The following is a 21,660-nucleotide window of genomic DNA, read 5'->3' on the forward strand; positions in this document are numbered from 1 at the left end:
CTTTTTCTTCCTCGGTTCAATCACCTGGCCAACTCGGGCGCCAAGCCCATGATGATGTCGCACGCACCCTGGGTCGCTTTGCGCATATGGCGTGCGCGTTGTGGACTGGCTGCAACGCCGCCAAACCGTGTCTCACCATAGATTTCCAGCGCCTGGCCCATCCAGCGCCGCGCCAGCGGGGCCGTAGCCGCTGCCCCCCAGTGCTCGCGCACCGATTGGCCCACTTGTCTTTTGTGGCCGTGCACATGCAGGCACCAGCCCATGGCCTGCGCCGACAAGCGCATGGACTGCGCCGGGAAATGGGACGCCAACAACCACGAGCCCCCCAATGCGAGACCCAGGCCCATGCGGTACCTGTACCGCCACAAGAAATAAGCGGCCAGCAGAAACAGCAACCAGCGCAGCCAATGGATCGTGATGGTGTAGGTCTCGAACGAAGACTGGGACTCGGTGCCTTCGCCCGCCACACCATCCGGCGGCTGGGCTGAACCGCCCGCTAGGCTGTCCAGCGAAGTCTGCGCGCCATCCAGCAGGCTTTCGATCAGGCCACGCTGCCACTGGGGAATGAAGGGGTCCTTCAAAGTGCTGCGCATACCGCCCAGCATCGAACCCCATTGCTGCCTCCACGAACCTTGCGGGACTGTACTACTCCCGCCCAAGCCTGCGCCAGATGCCTGCCCGCCGGACACACCGCCAGAGGCCTGGACCGACTGCTTTCCCCCCTCGCCTGCAGGCTGCGAGAACATCCCGGGGGTATCTGTGCCAGGCGGAAGAAAGCCAAACCCCAGGGTTGCGGGTCGGGGCATAAACAAGAACAGCAGCGCCGTCACCGCAAATGAAACGCCGATAAACCCCAGCGTCATGGATAAGCGGGTCCAACGCGACAGCCGCGTGCTCGACGCATGCTGCCAGGCCAGCGCCAATCCGCCGGCGACCCATGCAGGCCCTAGATAGAACCACAAACTCCAGTCCGCCCTGGAATGGGTGGCAACCATGAAGCTGACGCTGAAAATGACAGTCAGCGTTAGATAGAAGTCGCGTTGTGTGGTGAGCATGGCTGCGCGGGCACCCATGATGACCATCAGAACCAGGCAGATCCATCGGGCAAAAGCGTACAGCGCAAAACCAGGAAACAAGGCCAACACAAATCCCGTGGTACCCAGCACGATCCACAGGGTTTGACCGTTGGAGCCGGGTTTGTGGACATGCAAAGCACCGGCACCAAAACCCAGTAACGCCCACACCAACCACAGAAGGCTTTCAACCCCAAATGACCTGAATTGCCGATCAAGATAGGAGAACCCGAGGCCCACAAAAAGATAGCTCAGCCCGGTCAGAACGAGCACCGCACGGCTCTCCAGACGTGGCGATACGGCAGCCGGTGTAGTTGCTACGGATGCAGTCTTCATGGTGCCTCCATAAAAGTGGCAAAACCGGCCAGCGCCACCGCACGCTGCAACGCATCGGCCTGAGCAGCATCCTGTGGCGTTCGGTGGCGCCCCATGGCAATACAGACCACCACAGCGCAAGCTTGCCCCACCAGAGGAGACAAAGCAGATAGCAAAGCATCCTGCGCCATCGACCCCGCCACCACGACCGCAATCTGCTCGCCGGGCGCCGCATCGCCTGCCACCCGCGTCACGATAGGCTGCAAGCCGCCGTCGGTTGGCAAGGCCTCGGCCAATGCCCGGTACAGCAAAGACCGGTCTTGCACAGCCGCTGCGTAGGGATGCAGGTAAAGAAACACTTGTGTAGCGTTGGCCAGCGCGGCATCGCACACGCCTGCCGCCAGGCGCACCGCCTGCTCACCGGCGCTATCCGGTGACCCCAGTGCCGGCACCCGCGGGACATCGACGACAACCCGTAAACGCACCGACCCACTATGCTGAAAGTGCTGAATGACCAGCTCGCCCACCCGCGCAGACGCACGCCAGCTGACCCGGCCAACCGACTCGCCCTGTTGGTAAGGCCGCAGCATGCCAAGTTCAAACGACTGCCCCATCTTGCGGGTAGTCAGCTCACCCAGCGGGTCTTCCGTCACATCCCAGGGCAGCGGCCAGTGCACTGGCTGGGCCTGCGGCAGCACATGCAGCGCAATCGCGGGCCGCGCCATGCTGTGCTGGGCACGTACCAGGCCCAAAGGGAATCCGCTGGACAAACGGACCGCCACCAGTTCGTAGCTGCCCCGGCAGGGAAACAGCACCCGCCGCCCCAACTCGGGCATCTGACCGGCACGCACCACGGGCACAGTCTGGCGCAGCACAATGTGCTGAGACGCCCATTCCCACTCGGTCTCTACATCCACCATGAAGGCCGGCCAGGGCACGCTGCGTTCTATCCACAGGCTCAGGTCACACGCGGCGCCCTCCACCACTTCGCTGCTGCCCGTGGATTGCAAACGCACGGTCATAGAGCGCAACGACAGCCAGGGCAATACAAAACCAAGGAAACTCACTACCACGAGGAACAGAAACATGCCGTAGACCATGGGGTCCTGCCGGTTCAGCGCGGCCATCAGCAGCACCGCACACAGCCCGAGCAGCACCCGGGACTTGGACAGCCAGCGTTCCATCGTTTTAAGCCCTATCGCAAGCTATTGCGGCGTGCGCAGCGTCTGCAGGATGCCCTGCACCAAGGCAGCCGCAGACTGCGACTGCCCGCCCTGGGTTTGCACAATGATGCGGTGCGCAAGCACGGGTACGGCCAGCTCCCGCACCACGGCAGGATCGACATAGGCCCGACCGCGGATGCAGCTCAGTGCCCGCGCCATGCGGGCCAGGCCCAGGGTGCCGCGCGGGCTGGCGCCAAAGCGGATAGCCGGGTGCTTGCGCGTAGCCGTCACGATGGCGGTGATGAAATTGGCGACCTCGGGGGTGATGGTCACGTCCCGCGCGCCGGCCACCAGCCGGGCGAAACCGTCCGCCTCACACACCGGCTGCAGGCTGCTGATGGGATGCGCGAACTGCTGGGTGGTAATCAGGCTAGCCTCGGTTTCCGCATCGGGATAGCCCAGAGACAGGCGGATCAGAAAGCGGTCGAGCTGCGCCTCTGGCAGCGGGTAAGTGCCCGCCATGTCGATAGGATTTTGCGTGGCCAGCACTGCAAACGGCGCGGGCAGTGGCACGGTCTGCCCATCCAGCGTGATCTGGCCTTCTTCCATGCATTCCAGCAGCGCCGACTGGGCTCGCGGATTGGCCCGATTGATTTCATCGGCCAGCACGATGTTGGCAAACACCGGGCCTGGGCGCAACAGAAAGCTGCCGTCCTTGGGGTTGTAGACCGGCCCACCCACGATGTCCGACGGCATCAGGTCGGCGGTAAACTGGATGCGCTTGAACGACAACCCCACAGACACAGCCAGCGCCCGTGCCAACATGGTTTTGCCCAGGCCTGGCACGTCTTCGATCAGCAGATGCCCGCCGGCCACCACGGCAGCCAAGGCCAACTCCACCTGCTGGTGCTTGCCCTGCAGAACTTTCTCTACGTTACTGACGATCGTTTGCGCGAGGCGCGCGCAATCCTGTGCGGACCACGCAGTTGCTTGTACTTGGCTCAATGGACTCTCTCCCTTTGTGAAAAATTGTAACGATCGCGGCCCAGTTTTCACGTACGACTACCCCGGAAACGCTACAGCCCATCCACCAAACTACTGACAAGCCGATTGCCTATGCCCTCACCCAACCCGCTCGCCTTCGGCAACTGCCCGCTTACCCGCCGGATCACTCTGCTCGCGACCCTAGGCCTGCTAAGCCCTCGCCTGCACGCCGCACCACCTGCCCCCACCATCTGGCCGCAAGACCAGCGCGTACCCGGCGGCGTGGCCCGCCTGTCGCTCGGGCCGGCGGCGCAGCGGCCCACGGCTTTCGCCGCCGACCTGCCTTTGCTGGTGCTGGGTGACGCGATCGAGTGGACGGCGCTGGTCGGCATTCCGCTGGCAGCCCCGGTGGGTGAGGCCGCCATCACCGTGCGCGACGCCGACGGCGCCAGCCGGCAAGTGGCGTACCGCGTAGGCCCCAAGCAGTACCGCGAGCAACGGCTGAAGGTGGCGCCCGGCACCGTGGACCTGTCGCCAGCCGACGAGGCCCGTTACGGGCGCGAGCACAGCCACTTGGCCGAAGTCATGGCCCGCTTCAGCGAACCGCTGCCGGAGTCTTTCGCCATGCGGGTGCCGGTGCCGGGGCGGCGCTCCAGCTCGTTCGGGCTGCGCCGCGTATTCAACGGCCAGGCCCGCAACCCGCACAGCGGCATGGACATCGCCGCCGCCACGGGCACGCCGGTGCTGGCACCGCTGCCCGGCCGGGTGCTGGACACCGGCGACTATTTCTTCAACGGTAATACGGTGTGGCTGGACCATGGCGGCGGCCTGCTGGGCATGTTCTGCCATCTGAGCGCGATCGATGTGCAACCCGGCGAACAACTGCGCACCGGGCAACGCCTGGGCGCGGTAGGTGCCACCGGCCGCGTCACCGGCCCGCACCTGCACTGGTCTGTCTGCCTGAACCGGGCCATGGTGGACCCGGCGCTGTTTATTGCGGCTTAGAACGTGTTCAAAGTGCCGGTGGCCCCGGGTGGTAAACCGTGCGATGTCGGCACGTACCAAACACCCTCTTTACTATTCTTTTCATAGCAGCTTGCGCATACTACACATGCGCTACAGGTCATAATGCCTCCGAAGACTTGGATTTGCCCGCCCATGCCCCTGGCCGTCCCACCCCCACCCACCGACCGCGATGCGGCAGCGCATATGTTCCAGCTGCTGCAGCAAGAGGCTCAGTTGCGCGGCACCACACTGCGCCCGCCACCGCCCGAGCCCACCAGCTGCTGTGGCCGTGGCTGCAACGGCTGCGTGTGGGAGGGCTTTCTGGCGGCTGCCGGTTTTTGGCGCGAGGACGCGCTGCTGGCCCTGCAGGCCCGGGAACCAACTGCCCCGTAGCAGGCTCCGTTACTTCACACCCACAACGACTTCCCGACGACTCCCCATGCTGCGTGCCCTGAAAGATATTTTTGACAACCTGGTCAGCACCGAGCCCACGCCCGAAGAGCGCCAGCAAGCCCTGCAACTGGCCACGGCCGTTTTGCTGGTGGAGGTAATGCGGGCCGACAGCAGCAAAACCTCGCGCGAGCGCCAGCCCGTGGCCGCCGCCCTGCGCCAGCGCTTTGCACTGGACGACGCGGCACTGGCCCAGCTGCTGGCCCGGGCCGAGCAAGCCGCCGAAAACGCCTACGACTACCACCACTTCACAGCCAGCATCAACGACAGCTGCAGCCAGGAGCAGAAGATCCAGATCGTCGAATCCATGTGGCAGGTGGCCTATGCCGATGCCCAGGTGGATGCCTACGAGCACCACGCCATCAGCAAGATCGCCGGCCTGCTGCACGTCACCCATGGCGAATACATAGGCGCCAAGATGCGCGCCAAAGAAGCCGCAGGGCTGATCTCCTGAATATCAGTTTTGATAGCAGCCGGTGCAGGCAGAACCTGCGCCAGAGGCCGATTTATACCGCTAAGTAGCGGCCTGGCCGGTGGTTGATGGCCAGGGTCATGTTCATGGCCAGCGCGCCCAGTACCGACAGCAGCGCGCGCTGCCAGTCGGTGGTCCAGAAGGCGCCCAGCAGTATCAGCCCGTCGATGCCCATCTGCACATGGCCGGCGCGCCAGCCAAAGCGGTCTTGCAGGTACAGCACCACGACGCCGATGCCACCCAGGCTGGCCCGGTGGCGAAACAGGATCAGCATGCCGCAGCCGCACAGCAGCCCGCCCAGCACGGCAGCCAGCGGCGACCACAGCTGCGCAAACACCAGGCCATACGGCAGATAGTGCGCAAACAGCGACAACAGGGCCACGGCACAAAAGGTCTTCACCGTGAACTGCAGACCCATGCGCCACCAGGCAAACAGGTAGAACGGCAGGTTCAGCAGAAAGAAGGCCACGCTGAACTCAGTGCCCGTGGCGTAACGGATCAAAAATGCCAGCCCCGCCGTGCCGCCAGTGAGCAGGCCCGCGTGGCCAAACATCACCACACCCAAAGCCAGGAACAAGGTGCCGATGGCCAGGGCCAAAGCGTCTTCATAAAAACGGTGCCGCGCCAAAGGCGCAGCAGGGGGTGCAGTCACAGAACGGGTCATGGAAGATAGGAGAAACGGGAAATGGTGGCGCCGACACTCTCGGCGCAGGGCAACGGAGAGGAAAGAGGCTTTGCATGGTAGCGGACCGGCACCTGCCTGCCTCACCCACACCAGGCGCTATCTACACGCAAGCTCCGTACCCATGGGCCGCAGAAAACCGGCAAAACCACCCCATAATCATCAAAAGTCCGACGCGGTGCGCCGAAGTGCGGGCGCCCCACCATTAGCCAGCCACTCTGCCACGGGACCACACATGCAAGGGCTCTTGCCAACTCCGGACCACGCACCTTGCGAAGCGCCTGCCGCGTATAGCCAACCCGCTGCACAGCAGGCATGAGGCTGAGCCCGCGCCAAAGCGACTGTCTGGTCGCCATCACCCGCACGCTGAGCCGATACCCCCGGCTGGTCGGCATGGTGTGTGGCTACTCGCTGGCCATTACGCTGGCCCTGGCAGCGTGCGGATTGGTATTCCAGTCCCAGCTAGGGGAGGTAGAAAGCGGGCAAGCCATTGTTTTGCGCAATATGCAGGCCCTGCAATTCGATGCCGGACAGATGCTGACCCAGCTCAATAACGGCTACAGCCCCGATTGCAGCACCAGCAACCTCAACGCGCTGCGCAGCCTGCTGTTTGACTACCACTTCATCCGCAGCATCCAGCTGCTGGACAGCCAGCACCGGGTGTACTGCACTACCGAGCTGGGCTTGCTTAACGCGCCAAGAGCGCCCAGGGTAGGCGGCATCGATGGCTCGATCGGGCACTACTTCCTGGGTGCATCTATACAGCTCGCCAAAGGAGAAGTCCGCACCACCGTGGTGGAACGGGGGCCATTCCAGGTGGCCATAGGTTCCGACCGGGTAACGGAGAGCTTTCAGCAATACACCGACGCCGTCTGGGCCGGTAACGCGCGGCAGCGCACCAAGATATTCAAAAGCAAGTGGGCCGGCTATACCGACATGCTCACCAGTCCCACCACCCCGCATGTTCGCCTGGACTGGAAGAACGCGCTGATCCTGGTCACCACCACGATGCCCGGGGTCAGCCCGATCACGATCCAGACGATTCTGTGGCCGCAAGCGTTCTTCCAAAAACACCTGTTGCTCAGCCTGGGCGGGGGTGCCGTGTGCCTGCTGCTGGCCTTTTTAGTGACCGACTTCATCACGCGGCGCTGCCGGTACTTCCAGTCCATGGAGCACCGCATCCGCTTCCTGTGCGTAACCGACAAACTGGTCTGCCACTACCAGCCCATCATTGAACTAGCCACCGGCCGCACCGTAGGCTGCGAGGTACTGGCACGGCTAAACGACGGCGACACGCTGCTCTTCCCCGACCAGTTCATCCCCGCCGTACAGAGCAAAAAGCTGGACTGGGTGCTGGACGCCGCCATCAGCGCGCGCGGCCTGTGTGAGCTGGGCGATGCCCTACCGCCGCAAGCCCAGGGCTTCAAGGTGGCCCTCAACTTCTTTCCACAAAACCTGCGCCACGCCACGCTGTCACCCCATCTGAAGCAGGTGCTGCAAGCACTGAACCGCAACGACCTGCAGGTCGAGCTGGAGGTGACCGAATACAACTTCGCGCCAGCCATCATGCCGGAGCTGCAGCGCCTGCAGGCCGACGGCTTTCTGATCTCCATCGACGACTTCGGCACCGGCTACTCCAACCTGGGCATGGTGAAGAAAGTCGCTCCCGACTACCTGAAAATAGACAAGTCCTTTGTATTCGAAATGGAGGACCTGACCCTGCGCTCCAGCCTGATCCCCGAAATCATCGCTATCGCCAAGGCCGTCAACAGCAAAGTAGTGGCCGAAGGCATTGAAACCCAGGGCCAGGCCGACAAGCTACAGGCCATGGGCGTGCGCTACGGCCAGGGCTACCACTTCGCCAAGCCCATGCCGCTGGCGGCCTTCATCCGGCACCTGCAAATACAAGAAGGCCTGGGCGACGACTCCGACCCACTGGGCGCGCACAACAAGCCCGACGAAGCAGGCCAAGGTCGCTCCTTTATTGATAGCCTGGGACGCATGCTGCGCTAGCGCAACAGCGGGTTTTGGCAGCGAAGAAACACCCCGCTGCCGGGCAACCCGATCCCCAACACGCAGACTACACACCCGCAGGTCGACGTCGAATTTGCCAAATTTGCGGCCGCTGACCTTGAATTGACACAAGAAGCCCTTATCATTAGCACTCGAAGGCAATGAGTGCTAACACTTCCGCTTCATCCTTTTTTCGCAACATTTCATCTTTAGGAGATTCCATGAACCTACGTCCTCTCGGCGATCGCGTGATCGTTAAGCGTATTGACAGCGAAACCAAGACCGCTTCTGGCATCGTGATTCCTGACTCTGCTGCTGAAAAGCCAGATCAAGGCGAAGTGCTGGCTGTCGGCCCAGGCAAGAAGAACGACAAGGGTGAAATCTCCGCCCTGACCGTCAAGGTCGGTGACCGCGTTCTGTTTGGCAAGTACAGCGGCCAAACCGTCAAGGTATCTGGCGACGAACTGCTGGTGATGAAAGAAGACGACCTGTTCGCAGTTGTCGAATCCAAGTAATTTTGTGGGACTGACCGGCTGACGCGCGTAGCGCCCAGTCGCTCTGTCCCCAACTAGTTAAATTTTTCAGGAGAAATTCTCATGGCAGCAAAAGACGTAGTTTTCGGCGGCGAAGCCCGCGCACGCATGGTTGAAGGCGTGAACATCCTGGCTAACGCAGTCAAGGTGACCCTGGGCCCTAAAGGCCGTAACGTGGTTCTGGAGCGCTCGTTCGGCGCCCCTACCGTGACCAAGGACGGTGTGTCCGTGGCCAAGGAAATCGAACTCAAAGACAAGCTGCAAAACATGGGCGCGCAGATGGTCAAGGAAGTTGCTTCCAAGACCTCCGACCTGGCTGGTGACGGCACCACCACCGCAACCGTGCTGGCCCAAGCCATCATCCGCGAAGGCATGAAGTACGTGGCCGCCGGCATGAACCCGATGGACCTGAAGCGCGGTATCGACAAGGCTGTTGCAGCCCTGGTTGTCGAGCTGAAGAATGCTTCCAAGCCCACCACCACCTCCAAGGAAATCGCCCAAGTCGGCTCGATTTCCGCCAACTCTGACTCCAGCATTGGTGACATCATCGCCAGCGCCATGGACAAGGTCGGCAAGGAAGGCGTGATCACCGTGGAAGACGGCAAGTCGCTGGCTAACGAGCTGGACGTGGTTGAAGGCATGCAATTCGACCGTGGCTACCTGTCGCCCTACTTCATCAACAACCCAGAAAAGCAAGCCGCTTTGCTGGACAACCCGTTTGTTCTGTTGTTCGACAAGAAGATCAGCAACATCCGTGACCTGCTGCCTACCCTGGAACAAGTTGCCAAGTCTGGCCGTCCTCTGCTGATCATCGCTGAAGAAGTCGATGGCGAAGCACTGGCGACCCTGGTGGTCAACACCATCCGTGGCATCTTGAAGGTTGTGGCTGTGAAGGCTCCTGGCTTCGGCGACCGCCGCAAGGCCATGCTGGAAGACATCGCCATCCTGACGGGCGGCAAGGTTATCGCTGAAGAAGTCGGCCTGACCCTGGAAAAGGTCACCCTGGCTGACCTCGGCCAAGCCAAGCGCATCGAAGTGGGCAAAGAAAACACCACCATCATTGATGGCGCCGGTGCAGCTGCCGACATCGAAGCCCGCGTCAAGCAAGTGCGCGTTCAAATCGAAGAAGCGACCAGCGACTACGACCGTGAAAAACTGCAAGAACGCGTGGCCAAGCTGGCTGGCGGTGTTGCCGTGATCAAGGTTGGCGCTACCACCGAAATCGAAATGAAGGAAAAGAAGGCCCGCGTTGAAGACGCCCTGCACGCTACCCGCGCTGCTGTGGAAGAAGGCATTGTGGCTGGCGGCGGCGTGGCTCTGCTGCGCGCCAAGCAAGCTGCTGGCAAGATCGAAGGCGCTAACGCCGACCAAGACGCCGGCATCAAGCTGGTGTTGAAGGCCATCGAAGCGCCTCTGCGCGAAATCGTGTTCAACGCTGGCGAAGAAGCCTCCGTGGTGGTGGCAGCTGTGTTGGCCGGCAAGGGCAACTTCGGCTACAACGCTGCCAACGGCGAATACGGCGACATGATCGAAATGGGTATCCTGGACCCAACGAAGGTGACCCGCACCGCACTGCAAAACGCAGCCTCTGTCGCATCCTTGATGCTGACGACCGAAGCCATGATCGCTGAGTCTCCAAAAGACGAAGCCGGTGCTGGCGGCGGCATGCCTGGTGGAATGGGCGGAATGGGCGGCATGGGCGACATGGGCATGTAATTTCGCCGCGAAACGGGCCGCCCGCGTCGTTACCAAGTCTTGCCGTGGCGATGCCACTGTCTGCGACTTGGCGCCTAGCGGACGACCCGTTGCGCAACGAAATCCGTCCCATTCGACGTACGTCGAAAAGACCATGAAAAAACCCCGCAGAGTGCGAGCTCTGCGGGGTTTTTTCATGGGCGCTGGGAAAGACTATGCGGGGTTGAACGCCTTGCGGGCATCCAGTGCGGCCTGGCGCACGTGGCAGCCTTCCTGGTGGTCGTTGACCAGGCCCATGGCCTGCATGAAGGCGTAGACGGTGGTGGGGCCGACGAACTTCCAGCCATGGCGCTTCAGCTCTTTGGACAGGGCCACAGACTCAGGCGACTGGCCCATGGCGCGCAGCGCATCCACCGTCAAGCGGCTGGGGCGTGACGCGGCGCTGGGCTCGAAGCGCCAAAAATAGCTGGCCAGCGAGGCCTCTTTTTCCAGCAGCTTCTCGGCGCACTGGGCGTTGTGGATCGCCGCTTCGATCTTGCCGCGGTGGCGCACGATACCGGCATCAACCAGCAGGCGCTCTACATCTTTCGGGCCGAAACGCGCCACGGTGGCGATGTCAAACCCGGCAAAGCCGGCACGGAAGCTCTCGCGCTTGCGCAGGATGGTGAGCCAACTCAGACCCGACTGGAAGCCTTCCAGGCAGATCTTTTCAAACAACCGGGTGTCGTTGCCCACCGGGAAGCCCCATTCACGGTCATGGTAGTTGCGGTAGATGTCGGAGCTGTCGCACCAGAAGCAGCGCTGCGGCTGCGGGCTGTCGGTAGAGGTCGGTAAAGAGTCCATGCGCCATTTTGAACCATCCGTCCTGCAGCCATGGACGACATACCGGCCGAATGTCTCAAAATGATCGATACTGGTCGTACTTCAAATGGCTTTCCATGCGCTGCCGCACAAAAATAGTACGCATACAACAACCCATTTGAAAGCAGTGCACCATGAAAACCTGTCTCATTCTGATCGACGCCCAGGAATCCTTCCGGTACCGCCCTTACTTCACGCCGGCCACCTTGCCCGGCTACCTGGCAGAGCAAAACGCGTTGATCGACGGCTGCATGGCCCGTGGCATTCCCATCGTGCGCATCTTCCATGTGGACGGCCCCAAGACCGCCGACAACGCATTCGCCGTCGAGTCTGGCCATATCCAGCCAATTCAAGGCCTGGCGCCGTTTGAAGCCGCCGCCACTTTCACCAAAAGCCGCCATAGCGCACTGGTGGATACCGGGCTGGGCGTTTGGCTGACCGAAAACGGCATCCGCAAGCTCATCATCAGCGGCATCCGCACAGAGCAGTGCTGCGAAACCACCACCCGCCACGCGTCCGACCTGGGCTGGTCAGTGGACTACTGCCTGGACGCCACGCTAACCTGGGACATGCAGCACCTGGACGGCTCGGTGCTGGCCGCCGCCGACATCAAAGCCCGCACCGCCGCCGTGCTGACAGACCGCTTCGCCCGCATCTGCACCGTGGAACAAGCCCTGGCCGGGGCCGTGGCATGAGCATCCAAGTCGCCATCCTGGTGTTTGACAATGTAGAGGCGCTGGACTTCGCCGGCCCCTATGAGGTGTTCACCACCGCCAGCCGGGTGCACGCCCGCAGCCACCCCCACGACGCACCTCTTTTTGCTACACAATGCGTAGCACGTAGCGCAGATACAGTATGCGCCAGAGCCGGATTACGCATTATTCCCGATGCCACCTTCGCCAGTTGCACCGCGACCGACCTGCTGGTCATCCCCGGTGGCGTGGTCGATGCGGCGATGGCCTGCAAGCCGACGATTGACTGGATCGCTGCCACCGCAGGCACGGCCAGCACGGTGGCCTCGGTCTGCACCGGCGCCTTTTTGCTGGCGCAGAGCGGCGTGATCCAAGGCGGCCCGGTCACCACGCACTGGGAAGATGTGGCCGACCTGCAGCGCCTGTTCCCGGCACTGGAAGTGCAGACCGGCCCACGCTGGGTAGATTGCGGACACACCATTACATCGGCCGGCATCAGCGCCGGCATCGATATGTGCCTGCACCTGGTGGCCAAGCTGGCCAGCCACGGCCTGGCAGTGCGCACCGCCCGCCAAATGGACTACGCGTGGCAGCCCCAGCCGTGATCCAGGTACTGTTCGTGCTGATGCCGAACAGCCTGATACTCGACTGGGCGGGCCCGGCCGAGGCGTTGCGCATTGCCAACCAGTGCCTGCGGGCCCAGGGCCAGCCCGAGCGCTTTGCCTTGCAGTTCGTCGGGCCGGAGGCGGACAACGTGTCTTCCGTAGGCGCCCTGCTGACCGGCCTGCAGCCACTGCCAGCCGTGCTGCCCGCGCCAAGTTGGGTGGTGTTAGTGGGCCTGCCGGGCAGCACCATAGCCGTAGACAACGCGCCGGCCCGCACCGTGCTGCACTGGCTACGCGGCTTGCGCCTGCAGCGGCAGCAGCTGGAACTGGTCACTGTGTGTGCGGGCACCCTGCTGGCCGCCCATGCGGGCCTGCTGGCGGGCCGGCGCGTAACCACGCACCACCAGCATCTGGACGAGCTGCGCGGCGTGGAGCCGCACTGCGAGGTGGTAGCCAACCGGGTGTTTGTGGAAGACGCACCCGTGTACAGCAGCGCGGGCGTCACCACCGGCATCGACCTGGTGCTGCAGCGCATAGCCGATACTTGCGGCGAGCCGATCGCCGCCCAGGTGGCGCAGACCATGGTGGTGGCACTGCGGCGCGGCCCGCACGACCCCGAGCTATCGCCCTTCCTGAGCTACCGCAACCACATGCACCCTGCCCTGCACCGGGTGCAAGACGCCGTGAGCCTGGACCCGCGCCACGGCTGGACAGTGCCGCGCATGGCCGAGATCGCCCATACATCGCCACGGCACCTGACCCGCCTGTTCGTGGAATACACGCAGATCGCGCCGCTGCAGTACCTGCGCCGCATCCGCCTGGCGGTGGCGCAGACCGCGCTGCAGTCCGGCCACAGCGTAAACCAGGCGGCCGAGGTGGCGGGCTTTAGCTCTGACACCCAGCTGCGCCGGGCCTGGCACCAGCTGGGGCTGAGCGGCGCGCCCTCGCAGGCGCGGCCAGTCTGATTTACAGGAACATGCCGCCCGAGGCCTCGATGCGCTGCCCATTCACCCAGCGGTTCGCCGGTGTCAGCAAGGAGGCGATCACACCGCCGATGTCGTCCGGCACACCCGCGCGGCCGAGTGCGGTTTGCGACGCCACGAAGGCATTCAGTTGCGCGTTGTCACGCACCGCGCCACCACCGAAGTCGGTCTCGATGGCGCCAGGCGCCACCACGTTCACCGCAATGCCGCGTGCACCCAGCTCCTTGGCCATGTAGCGGGTCAGCACCTCGATGCCGCCCTTCATCGCGCCATACGCGGCATAGCCGGGCAGTGCAAACCGGGCCAGGCCGGAAGACACATTCACGATGCGGCCCCCATCGGCCATCAGTGGCAGCAGCTTTTGCGTCAAGAAGAAAACGCCCTTGAGGTGGATATTGACCAGCGTGTCGAACTGGGCCTCGGTGGTCTCCATCAGGCTGGCGTGGATACCCACACCGGCGTTGTTGACCAGGAAGTTGAAGCTGTCGCGCTGCCACTGCTCGGCCAGCACCTGCTTCACCTTTGCCCCAAATGCGGCAAAGCTGCTGCTGTCGCCTACGTCCAGCTGCAGGGCAACAGCGCGGCGGCCCAGCGCTTCGATTTCAGCGACCACGGCAGCGGCTTCGGCGGCCTGGCTGCGGTAGGTCAGGATGACGTCACTGCCGGTTTGGGCAATGTGCAGGGCGGCGTTTTTACCCAGGCCGCGGCTGCCGCCGGTGACGATGGCAATGGGGGTGTTGGTAGAGGATGGCATGCTGTGTCCGTTCAGAGTAGTTGAGGATGGGCGCAAGTTTATTGATCGCTCCAATTTAGATAAATACAAAGAATATGATTTGTTTGTTCGCCATAATTGAACAATGAACCCTGTAGACCGCATGCACATCTTCACCCGGGTAGCGGAGCTGGCCAGCTTCACCCAGGCCGCTGACGCCCTGGGCCTGCCCAAAGCCAGCGTCTCCACGGCAGTGCAACAGCTGGAGAACCAGCTGGGCACACGCCTGCTGCACCGCACCACGCGCCGCGTGCAGCTGACCCAAGATGGGCAAACCTTTTACGAGCGCAGCAAAGACCTGCTGGCCGATATGGAGGACCTACAAACCATGTTCCAACAGCCTGGCGTGCAGGCTTTGCGCGGGCGCGTGCGGGTGGACATGGCCACGGGCATGGCGCGTGACATCGTCATCCCCCGCCTGCCCGAGCTGCTGCAGGCCCACCCCCTGCTGGAAGTAGAGCTGAGCAGTACCGAGCGCCGGGTGGACTTAGTGCGCGAAGGTTTTGACTGCGTGCTGCGTGGCGGCCCTGTGCTGGACCCTAGCCTGGTCGCCCGGCCATTGGGCGCCATGCGCATGCGCAACTGCGCCAGCCCAGCCTATCTGCAGCGCTACGGACACCCGCAATCTCTGGAAGACCTGGCCGGACACCAACTGGTGCATTACGCCAGCACACTGGGTGCCAAGCCCATGGGCTTTGAATACGCCATCGGTGCGCAAGACCACTATCTGCCCATGGCCGGCGCCGTGACCGTCAACAACGGAGAAGCCTATACCTCTGCCTGCCTTGCGGGACTGGGGCTGATCCAGGTGCCGGACACGGGACTCAAGAAGCTGCTAAGTCAGGGCTTGCTGGTCGAGGTGCTGCCCGACTTTGTGCCCCGGCCGATGCCACTCACCTTGCTCTACGCCCACAGGCGCAACCTGTCCAAGCGGGTGCGCACCGTGATGGACTGGCTGGCGCAGGTCATCACGCCGCACATCCAACCACCACCAGCAGACATCACATGAAGTGGTAGCGCAGACCCAGGTTGAACTGGTTCAGGCCGGTGCGACCGGTGTTGGTGTCGTCCCCCACATGGGTGTAGTGCACCAGTTCCCCCGTGACGTCCACGTTCGGCGTGATGGCATAGGCCGCACCTGCACCCAGGGCCAGCGAGGTGTGCGTGCTGCTGCCCGAATAGTTGGTGGAGCCGCTGGTGGATGACAGGTCCAGGTTGGTCTTCCAGCGCTCAACCCCAAGGCGGCCATAGAGCGACCATTTGTTGTCAATAGGCGCAATGCCCAGTACGTGCAGGCCCAGGCCGTGGGCCTTCCAAGAGCCCGCCGCGCTATCGGCCGAAGGGGACGAAACGCCAGACTGCACGTCCATCTTGCCCACCCGGTCATAGCTGGCTTCCACGGCCACGTTCGGACTGACGCGGTAGCCCAGGCGGAAATTCGGGTTGGTGCTGCTGCCATCGGCAGAGCTGCTGCTGGTCACGCCCTGGTTGGCCAGCGCCGAATCGATCTTTCCGCCCAGGCCCGATGCACGGCTCATGGATAAGCCACCGCCCACATACACATCGCCCGACGGGTCGGCCGCGTAGGCCAGGGGCACGGCTAAGACCAGACCCAACGGCGCCAAAGTGGCAAATACAGCGTTCAATTTCATACCTATTCCTTGGTGATGGAGCCGCCACGCGCATTGCGCTACAAGGGCTCCGCATGCCCGCTTGCACAGGCAGCGGGGAGATGCTGAAAAACGAATTGCGTACCGGGCACAAGACCGGCAGCACCTGCACAACGCCATTGAAGCGCCCCGAACTGTCTGCCCGGTACAGGCGCGGTAAAGCCGATGTAATAAAAATCAGCGCGGGTAACCCACCAGGCCCGGCTTATGTGCCGTTTACCACCTATACGCCTTATGCTGGCGCCAGAGAGGTAGCCTATCGGGTCCGTGAACCCCCATCAAGGAGACGCCATGCGTGAAAAGTCGAAAAAGAGAATTTTGGTAACCGGTGGCGCAGGCTTTCTAGGCAGCCATTTGTGTGACCGCCTGGTAGCGCGCGGCGACGATGTGCTGTGTGTGGACAACTTCTACACCGGCAGCAGGAGCAATGTGGCCCATCTGCTGAACAAGAGCAACTTCGAGCTGATGCGCCACGACGTGACCTTTCCGCTGTATGTGGAGGTGGACGAGATCTACAACCTGGCCTGTCCTGCCAGTCCGGTGCACTACCAGCACGATCCGGTGCAGACCACCAAGACCAGTGTGCATGGCGCCATCAATATGCTGGGGCTGGCCAAGCGCTGCAAAGCCAAGATTCTGCAGGCCTCCACCTCCGAGGTGTATGGCGACCCCGAAGTACATCCGCAGCAGGAGTCGTACTGGGGCCGGGTGAACCCGATCGGCATCCGCAGTTGCTACGACGAAGGCAAGCGTTGCGCAGAAACCCTGTTCTTCGACTACCACCGCCAGCACCAGCTGCGCATCAAGGTGGTGCGCATCTTCAATACCTACGGCCCCCGCATGCACCCGGACGATGGCCGCGTGGTCAGTAACTTCATCATGCAAGCCCTGCAGGGCAAGGACATCACGTTGTATGGCGACGGCGGCCAGACGCGCAGCTTCTGCTATGTAGACGACTTGCTGGAAGCCATGATCCGCATGATGGACAGCCCGGACGAATTCACTGGTCCGGTGAACATTGGCAACCCCGGAGAGTTCAGCATGCGCGAACTGGCCGAACAAGTCATCGCCCTGACAGGCACCAAATCCAAGATCGTCCACCTGCCCATGCCCGCCGACGACCCGCGCCAGCGCAAACCCGACCTGACGCTGGCCCGCCAGATGCTGGACTGGTCGCCCACGATCCCGCTGAATGAAGGCCTACAGAAGACCATCGCCTATTTCACACAGCTAACCTGAAGCCATGGGCGCCCGGAACAGCCAAGGGCATAGGCGTCTAGAACGCCTTAACGGCAGAAGCTTCAGCGCAGCTTGCTCAACAGACCGGCGGTAGAGCTGTCCAGCCCCGCCACGTCGCCCGAAAGCAGCCGAGGCTCGATGTCCTTGGCCAGCACCTTGCCCAGCTCCACGCCCCACTGGTCGAAGCTGTTGATGCCCCACAGCGCGCCGCTGACGAACACGCGGTGCTCTTGCAGCGCAATCAGAGCGCCCAAGCTGGCGGGCGTCAGGTCGTCCAGCAGCAAGAAGGTGCTGGGGCGGTTGCCCGGGAAGTTGCGGTGGCCGCCCGCATCTTCCTTGCCCACCATCAAGGCCTGGGCCTGCGCAACCACATTGGCAAGCAAGATGTTGTGGTGGCCCGGTAGGCTGTGGCGCGGCTTCTTCACGGCGACAAATTCCACCGGCACCACGTCGGTACCCTGGTGCAGCATCTGGAAGTAGGCATGCTGGCCATTGGTACCGGGCTCGCCCCATAGCACCGGGCAGGTGTCAAACGGCAGCTTACGGCCCTGCACATCGACCTGCTTGCCGTTGCTCTCCATCTCCAACTGTTGCAGATAGGCCGGCAAACGGCGCAGCGCACTGTGGTACGGCGCGATGCTACGGCTGGTGAAGCCGTGGAAGTTGCGGTACCACACATCCAGCAAGCCCAAACGGATGGGCAGGTTCTGCTCCATCGGGGCGGTGCGGAAATGCTCGTCCATAGCCTGTGCGCCGGCCAGAAAGTCGCGGAAGTTGCCCGCGCCAATGGCGATGGCAATCGGCAAGCCGATCGCCGACCACATGGAATAGCGGCCACCCACCCAGTCCCAGAAGCCAAAGGTGGTGCTGATGCCAAAGCTGTTGGCCGCCGCCACATTGGTGGTCAGGGCCGCAAAGTGGCGCGCTGTGTCGGTCCCGCCCTGCGCCTCGAACCAGGCCTTGGCCGAACGGGCATTGGTCATGGTCTCGGTGGTAGTGAAGGTCTTGGACGCGATGAGGAACAGCGTGCTCTCCACCTTGAGGCGCGGCAGCAGCGCGGCCAGCTCGTGGCCATCTACGTTGGACACAAAGTGCATGCGCTTGGTGGGCGTGGCAAAGGAGTCCAGCGCCAGCGTGGCCATCAGCGGCCCCAGGTCGGAGCCGCCAATGCCGATGTTGACCACGTCGGTGATCGCCGCGTCGGCCCGCACTTGTTCGGCAAAGCCCAGCATGGCGTCTAGCGTGGCGTGCACCTCGGCTAGATCATTTTTGATAGCAGCTGGCGCAGACTCTCCCTGAGCTAGAGCACTTTTTCTTAATAAAAAGTGCATCACCGCCCGGCCTTCGGTGGTGTTGATTTTTTCGCCCGCAAACATGGCGTCGCGGTACTGCTCCACCCCGCACTGGCGCGCCAGGTTGAACAGCAGGTTCTGCGTCACGTAGTCGATGCGGTTCTTCGACAGATCGGCAAACACATAGGGCGCGTCCTGGCTGAACGCCTCGAATCGCTGCGGGTCAGCAGCAAATGCCTGGCGCAGGTCCAGCGCAGCACCAGACTTTTCAAACTGGGCCTGGAGCTGGGTCCAGGCGGGCACGGCGTCACAGCGGGGGCGGTTCAATGCGTCCATGTTCGGGGCTTTCTAGGCTCAGGCGGCTTGCAGCAGTTGGTCGAGCTTGATGGCGTCGGTCACAAAACCGCGAATGCCTTCGGCCAGCTTTTCGGTGGCCATGGCGTCCTGGTTCAGGGCGAAACGGAAAGCCGCTTCGTCCAGCTTCACTTCCTGCAGGTCCATAGCCTGGGCGGCTTGGGCGTCCAGCGCGCGGCTCAGTGGCGCGTCGGCCTGGGCCAGCTGGGCCAGCAAATCGGGGCTGATAGTCAGCAGGTCGCAACCGGCCAGCGCCGTGATCTGGCCGACGTTGCGGAAGCTTGCACCCATGACCTCGGTCTTGATGCCGAAGCGCTTGTAGTAGTTGTAGATATTGCGCACCGAAATCACGCCAGGGTCTTTAGCTTCGGCGTTGTCGGCTTCCACCCAGGCAGCGCCAGCGGTCTTCTTGTACCAGTCGTAAATACGGCCAACAAAGGGCGAGATCAATTGCACCTTGGCCTGGCCGCAGGCCACAGCCTGGGCAAAGCTGAACAGCAGCGTGAGGTTGGTGCGGATGCCGGCTTTTTCCAGCTCGGCAGCGGCCTGGATGCCTTCCCAGGTGGACGCGACCTTGATCAGGATGCGTTCCTTGGCAATGCCCTCAGACGCATACATGTCGATCAGGCGCTTGCCACGGGCCACGGTGGCGGCGGTGTCAAAGCTCAGGCGCGCATCCACTTCGGTGGACACACGGCCGGGCACGATGGACAAGATTTCGCAGCCAAAGCGCACGATCAGGCGGTCGGTGATCTCGTCCAGCGGACGGCCACGGTACTTGGCCACAGCCTCGGCCAGTAGCGGCTGGTAGTCGGCCTTTTGCACGGCCTTGAGGATCAGCGACGGGTTGGTGGTCGCGTCGGTCGGCAGGAATACGCCGAGTTGCTTGAAGTCGCCGGTATCGGCCACCACGGTAGTGAACTGTTTGAGGGAATCGAGTTGGGACATAAGAATGTGTTGCCGTTAAAGGTGAAATGCACGCGTACCGGCCAGGCATGCGCGTCGATTGCCAGTGCCTGCGGGTAACAGGCTCTATTCGCTGAACCAGCGGGCGCCGCAGCCGACGCCAACAGCCGAATGGTACAAACAAAACCGCCCCCAGCGCCCGCCAGGGACATCTTTTAAGTTACCAAACCTTACCCATGAGCTTACCCACGCGGCAGGCAAATCCCGGCCCAGGTGGAGTAACAAGGTTACGAACTTAGCTTAGACCCCAGTTTATCTGCTGCGCAACCGGGAAAATACCAAGCAGCAACACCCAGAAAAGTATTTTTCAGATCCGCATTTGCAGAAACATGAAACTAAGTTACATTGCGGAAATCATTTTGGATGCAACCCCATGAGCTTTGACCTAGTCCTTTTTGGCGGCACCGGCGACCTTGCCTGGCGCAAACTGATGCCCGCCCTGTTCCAGTCCTTCCGCCACGGCACCCTGCCTGAAGGCGGCCGCATTATTGGCGTAGGCCGCGATGACTTGAGCCATGCCAAGTACCGCGAGCTGATCCAGTCCCGCTTCAACAGCGTGGAAGGCGCCAAGCGCCCGAACGCCGAAGAGTTCGCACGCTTCGCGGCCCTGCTGGAATTCCAGCGCATGGACTTGTCCAAGCCCGACGACTACGCCACCCTGGCCCAGGTGCTGCAAGACCGCAACGCTGACTCGGTGGTGATGTATGTCGCCACCGCGCCAGCCTTGTTCACCACGGTCTGCGAGCAACTCGCCGCCGCCGGGCTGAACAGCGACAAGACCCGCATCGTGCTGGAAAAGCCGCTGGGCCACGACCTGGCCTCGAACCGCGCCATCAACGAAACCGTGGGCCGCTGCTTCAAGGAAAACCAGGTTTTCCGTATCGACCACTACCTGGGCAAGCCCTCGGTACAGAACCTGTTTGCCATGCGTTTTGGCAATGCCTTGTTCGAACCGCTGTGGAAGCGCGCGCACATCGCCAACATCCAGATCACCATTGCGGAAGACCTGGGCGTGGAAAAGCGCGGCGCCTTCTATGAAAACACCGGCGCCCTGCGCGACATGGTGCAAAACCACGCGCTGCAACTGCTGTGCGCGATCGGCATGGAGCCGCCCATCAACTCTGGCGCCGATGCCATCCGCGATGAAAAGCTCAAGGTGCTGCGCTCGCTCAAGCCTTGGACGCCCGAGACCTTGTCCCAGCATGTGATCCGTGGACAGTACGCCGCAGGCTCGTCGGGCGGCGTATCGGTTCCAGGCTACCGCGAAGAAGTGGGCGTCAGCCCCGACAGCCAGACCGAAACCTTTGTCGCCCTGCGCACCGAGATCGCCAACTGGCGTTGGGCCGGCGTGCCTTTCTACATCCGCACCGGCAAACGCCTGCACGGCCGTGATGCGCATATCGTGGTGAACTTCCAGCCCACGCCGCACCCCATCTTCAACGCTCCAGTGGGCGCAGCCAACCAGCTGGTCATCAATCTACAGCCCAAGGATGGACTAGAGCTGCACCTGTTGGCCCAGGCCCAAGGCAACCGCAGCCGATCTGCCAGCCAGTCGCTGGCGCCGGTGCAGCTGGACCTGGACTTTGACAAACGCTTCGGCTCGGAACGCGTGGGCGCTTACGAACGCCTGCTGCTGGACGTGCTGGACGGCCGCCTGAACCTGTTCGTCCGCAGTGATGAACAAGAGGAAGCCTGGCGCTGGGTAGAGCCCATCATCGAACACTGGAAGAACGACGCCGCCGGCCCGCGCCCCTACAACGCTGGCACCTGGGGCCCCAGCGCCTCCAGCGCCATGATCGCGCGCGATGGCTTCTGCTGGAGCGAAGAGTCGTAGAAATGAA

Annotated in this window: 21 protein-coding genes; 12 read left to right on the forward strand and 9 right to left on the reverse strand. The window is 62.6% G+C overall.

Annotated elements, in window-relative coordinates; translation table 11 throughout:
- Positions 1-20: 20 nt before the first annotated feature.
- From AC4BBN_RS03430 to AC4BBN_RS03440, 3 genes are read right to left on the reverse strand one after another with little or no spacing between them, the layout of a single operon-like run.
- Entirely contained in the window at positions 21-1,409 is a 1,389-nt protein-coding gene (locus AC4BBN_RS03430) for a TgpA N-terminal domain-containing protein (RefSeq protein ID WP_490590544.1), read from the reverse strand.
- On the reverse strand, positions 1,406-2,572 hold the full coding sequence (locus AC4BBN_RS03435) for a DUF58 domain-containing protein (RefSeq protein WP_490590545.1): 1,167 nt from the start codon (positions 2,570-2,572) through the stop codon (positions 1,406-1,408). Before AC4BBN_RS03435 ends, AC4BBN_RS03430 begins: the two co-directional genes overlap by 4 nt.
- Before the next feature lie 21 nt (positions 2,573-2,593).
- On the reverse strand, positions 2,594-3,556 hold the full coding sequence (locus AC4BBN_RS03440; RefSeq protein ID WP_490590546.1) for an AAA family ATPase: 963 nt from the start codon (positions 3,554-3,556) through the stop codon (positions 2,594-2,596).
- Between the two features lie 111 nt (positions 3,557-3,667).
- On the opposite strand from AC4BBN_RS03440, the gene AC4BBN_RS03445 reads away from it, so the two are divergent.
- From AC4BBN_RS03445 to AC4BBN_RS03455, 3 genes are all read left to right on the forward strand, one after another.
- Positions 3,668-4,540, forward strand: coding sequence for a peptidoglycan DD-metalloendopeptidase family protein (locus AC4BBN_RS03445; protein WP_490590547.1), 873 nt, complete (start codon positions 3,668-3,670; stop codon positions 4,538-4,540).
- Positions 4,541-4,693: 153 nt separating this feature from the next.
- On the forward strand, positions 4,694-4,933 hold the full coding sequence (locus tag AC4BBN_RS03450; protein ID WP_490590548.1) for an oxidoreductase-like domain-containing protein: 240 nt from the start codon (positions 4,694-4,696) through the stop codon (positions 4,931-4,933).
- Between the two features lie 46 nt (positions 4,934-4,979).
- Entirely contained in the window at positions 4,980-5,444 is a 465-nt protein-coding gene (locus AC4BBN_RS03455; RefSeq protein ID WP_490590549.1) for a tellurite resistance TerB family protein, read from the forward strand.
- 52 nt (positions 5,445-5,496) lie between these two features.
- On the opposite strand, the gene AC4BBN_RS03460 is transcribed toward AC4BBN_RS03455, so the two are convergent.
- Positions 5,497-6,126 carry a YitT family protein gene (locus tag AC4BBN_RS03460; protein WP_490590550.1) on the reverse strand — a complete coding sequence of 210 codons (630 nt, stop codon included), beginning with the start codon at positions 6,124-6,126 and terminating at the stop codon, positions 5,497-5,499.
- 333 nt (positions 6,127-6,459) lie between these two features.
- Here AC4BBN_RS03460 and AC4BBN_RS03465 point away from each other — a divergent pair, with 333 nt between their 5' ends.
- The 3 genes from AC4BBN_RS03465 (at position 6,460) to groL (ending at position 10,406) form a co-directional block, all read left to right on the forward strand.
- Complete coding sequence (locus AC4BBN_RS03465; RefSeq protein ID WP_490590551.1) at positions 6,460-8,157, forward strand: EAL domain-containing protein; 1,698 nt, start codon at positions 6,460-6,462, stop codon at positions 8,155-8,157.
- A gap of 221 nt (positions 8,158-8,378) precedes the next feature.
- Positions 8,379-8,672, forward strand: coding sequence for a co-chaperone GroES (locus AC4BBN_RS03470; RefSeq protein ID WP_490590552.1), 294 nt, complete (start codon positions 8,379-8,381; stop codon positions 8,670-8,672).
- Between the two features lie 81 nt (positions 8,673-8,753).
- On the forward strand, positions 8,754-10,406 hold the full coding sequence (gene groL, locus AC4BBN_RS03475; RefSeq protein ID WP_490590553.1) for a chaperonin GroEL: 1,653 nt from the start codon (positions 8,754-8,756) through the stop codon (positions 10,404-10,406).
- A 192-nt stretch (positions 10,407-10,598) separates the two neighbouring features.
- On the opposite strand, the gene AC4BBN_RS03480 is transcribed toward groL, so the two are convergent.
- The gene (locus AC4BBN_RS03480; protein WP_490590554.1) at positions 10,599-11,228 is read right to left on the reverse strand and encodes a DNA-3-methyladenine glycosylase I; all 630 of its coding nucleotides are present in this window, start codon (positions 11,226-11,228) and stop codon (positions 10,599-10,601) included.
- 152 nt (positions 11,229-11,380) lie between these two features.
- Here AC4BBN_RS03480 and AC4BBN_RS03485 point away from each other — a divergent pair, with 152 nt between their 5' ends.
- The 3 genes from AC4BBN_RS03485 to AC4BBN_RS03495 are packed head-to-tail and all read left to right on the forward strand — an operon-like array spanning position 11,381 to position 13,508.
- Positions 11,381-11,941 (forward strand): isochorismatase family protein, encoded by a 561-nt coding sequence (locus tag AC4BBN_RS03485; RefSeq protein ID WP_490590555.1) that lies wholly within the window; start codon positions 11,381-11,383, stop codon positions 11,939-11,941.
- Positions 11,938-12,543 carry a DJ-1/PfpI family protein gene (locus tag AC4BBN_RS03490; RefSeq protein ID WP_490590556.1) on the forward strand — a complete coding sequence of 202 codons (606 nt, stop codon included), beginning with the start codon at positions 11,938-11,940 and terminating at the stop codon, positions 12,541-12,543. The genes AC4BBN_RS03485 and AC4BBN_RS03490 overlap by 4 nt, the downstream gene beginning before the upstream one ends.
- Before the next feature lie 20 nt (positions 12,544-12,563).
- Entirely contained in the window at positions 12,564-13,508 is a 945-nt protein-coding gene (locus AC4BBN_RS03495; RefSeq protein ID WP_490591384.1) for a GlxA family transcriptional regulator, read from the forward strand.
- A 1-nt stretch (position 13,509) separates the two neighbouring features.
- Here AC4BBN_RS03495 and AC4BBN_RS03500 read toward each other — a convergent pair whose 3' ends face one another.
- Positions 13,510-14,280 (reverse strand): SDR family NAD(P)-dependent oxidoreductase, encoded by a 771-nt coding sequence (locus AC4BBN_RS03500; RefSeq protein ID WP_490590557.1) that lies wholly within the window; start codon positions 14,278-14,280, stop codon positions 13,510-13,512.
- 103 nt (positions 14,281-14,383) lie between these two features.
- Here AC4BBN_RS03500 and AC4BBN_RS03505 point away from each other — a divergent pair, with 103 nt between their 5' ends.
- Positions 14,384-15,307 carry a LysR family transcriptional regulator gene (locus AC4BBN_RS03505; protein ID WP_490590558.1) on the forward strand — a complete coding sequence of 308 codons (924 nt, stop codon included), beginning with the start codon at positions 14,384-14,386 and terminating at the stop codon, positions 15,305-15,307.
- On the opposite strand, the gene AC4BBN_RS03510 is transcribed toward AC4BBN_RS03505, so the two are convergent.
- Entirely contained in the window at positions 15,300-15,950 is a 651-nt protein-coding gene (locus tag AC4BBN_RS03510) for an outer membrane beta-barrel protein (RefSeq protein ID WP_490590559.1), read from the reverse strand. The two genes, AC4BBN_RS03505 and AC4BBN_RS03510, sit on opposite strands and share 8 nt — an antisense overlap.
- A 309-nt stretch (positions 15,951-16,259) precedes the next feature.
- On the opposite strand from AC4BBN_RS03510, the gene AC4BBN_RS03515 reads away from it, so the two are divergent.
- On the forward strand, positions 16,260-17,207 hold the full coding sequence (locus tag AC4BBN_RS03515) for a UDP-glucuronic acid decarboxylase family protein (RefSeq protein WP_490590560.1): 948 nt from the start codon (positions 16,260-16,262) through the stop codon (positions 17,205-17,207).
- Positions 17,208-17,269: 62 nt separating this feature from the next.
- On the opposite strand, the gene pgi is transcribed toward AC4BBN_RS03515, so the two are convergent.
- Entirely contained in the window at positions 17,270-18,835 is a 1,566-nt protein-coding gene (gene pgi / locus AC4BBN_RS03520; protein WP_490590561.1) for a glucose-6-phosphate isomerase, read from the reverse strand.
- 18 nt (positions 18,836-18,853) lie between these two features.
- Positions 18,854-19,801, reverse strand: a complete 948-nt coding sequence (tal, locus tag AC4BBN_RS03525; protein ID WP_490590562.1) for a transaldolase — start codon at positions 19,799-19,801, stop codon at positions 18,854-18,856.
- Positions 19,802-20,192: 391 nt separating this feature from the next.
- Here tal and zwf point away from each other — a divergent pair, with 391 nt between their 5' ends.
- The gene (zwf, locus tag AC4BBN_RS03530; RefSeq protein ID WP_490590563.1) at positions 20,193-21,653 is read left to right on the forward strand and encodes a glucose-6-phosphate dehydrogenase; all 1,461 of its coding nucleotides are present in this window, start codon (positions 20,193-20,195) and stop codon (positions 21,651-21,653) included.
- Positions 21,654-21,660 lie beyond the last annotated feature (7 nt).

The organism is Rhodoferax sp. SPJ21 (assembly GCF_058216335.1).

Coding starts and splice junctions, on each gene's coding strand:
- AC4BBN_RS03495 (WP_490591384.1), top strand. CDS start 12,564: ATGCCGAACAGCCTGATACTCGACTGGGCGGGCCCGGCCGAGGCGTTG.
- pgi (WP_490590561.1), bottom strand. CDS start 18,835: ATGGACGCATTGAACCGCCCCCGCTGTGACGCCGTGCCCGCCTGGACC.
- groL (WP_490590553.1), top strand. CDS start 8,754: ATGGCAGCAAAAGACGTAGTTTTCGGCGGCGAAGCCCGCGCACGCATG.
- tal (WP_490590562.1), bottom strand. CDS start 19,801: ATGTCCCAACTCGATTCCCTCAAACAGTTCACTACCGTGGTGGCCGAT.
- AC4BBN_RS03470 (WP_490590552.1), top strand. CDS start 8,379: ATGAACCTACGTCCTCTCGGCGATCGCGTGATCGTTAAGCGTATTGAC.
- AC4BBN_RS03460 (WP_490590550.1), bottom strand. CDS start 6,126: ATGACCCGTTCTGTGACTGCACCCCCTGCTGCGCCTTTGGCGCGGCAC.
- AC4BBN_RS03445 (WP_490590547.1), top strand. CDS start 3,668: ATGCCCTCACCCAACCCGCTCGCCTTCGGCAACTGCCCGCTTACCCGC.
- AC4BBN_RS03430 (WP_490590544.1), bottom strand. CDS start 1,409: ATGAAGACTGCATCCGTAGCAACTACACCGGCTGCCGTATCGCCACGT.
- zwf (WP_490590563.1), top strand. CDS start 20,193: ATGAGCTTTGACCTAGTCCTTTTTGGCGGCACCGGCGACCTTGCCTGG.
- AC4BBN_RS03435 (WP_490590545.1), bottom strand. CDS start 2,572: ATGGAACGCTGGCTGTCCAAGTCCCGGGTGCTGCTCGGGCTGTGTGCG.
- AC4BBN_RS03515 (WP_490590560.1), top strand. CDS start 16,260: ATGCGTGAAAAGTCGAAAAAGAGAATTTTGGTAACCGGTGGCGCAGGC.
- AC4BBN_RS03500 (WP_490590557.1), bottom strand. CDS start 14,280: ATGCCATCCTCTACCAACACCCCCATTGCCATCGTCACCGGCGGCAGC.
- AC4BBN_RS03485 (WP_490590555.1), top strand. CDS start 11,381: ATGAAAACCTGTCTCATTCTGATCGACGCCCAGGAATCCTTCCGGTAC.
- AC4BBN_RS03490 (WP_490590556.1), top strand. CDS start 11,938: ATGAGCATCCAAGTCGCCATCCTGGTGTTTGACAATGTAGAGGCGCTG.
- AC4BBN_RS03505 (WP_490590558.1), top strand. CDS start 14,384: ATGAACCCTGTAGACCGCATGCACATCTTCACCCGGGTAGCGGAGCTG.
- AC4BBN_RS03450 (WP_490590548.1), top strand. CDS start 4,694: ATGCCCCTGGCCGTCCCACCCCCACCCACCGACCGCGATGCGGCAGCG.
- AC4BBN_RS03480 (WP_490590554.1), bottom strand. CDS start 11,228: ATGGACTCTTTACCGACCTCTACCGACAGCCCGCAGCCGCAGCGCTGC.
- AC4BBN_RS03455 (WP_490590549.1), top strand. CDS start 4,980: ATGCTGCGTGCCCTGAAAGATATTTTTGACAACCTGGTCAGCACCGAG.
- AC4BBN_RS03465 (WP_490590551.1), top strand. CDS start 6,460: ATGAGGCTGAGCCCGCGCCAAAGCGACTGTCTGGTCGCCATCACCCGC.
- AC4BBN_RS03510 (WP_490590559.1), bottom strand. CDS start 15,950: ATGAAATTGAACGCTGTATTTGCCACTTTGGCGCCGTTGGGTCTGGTC.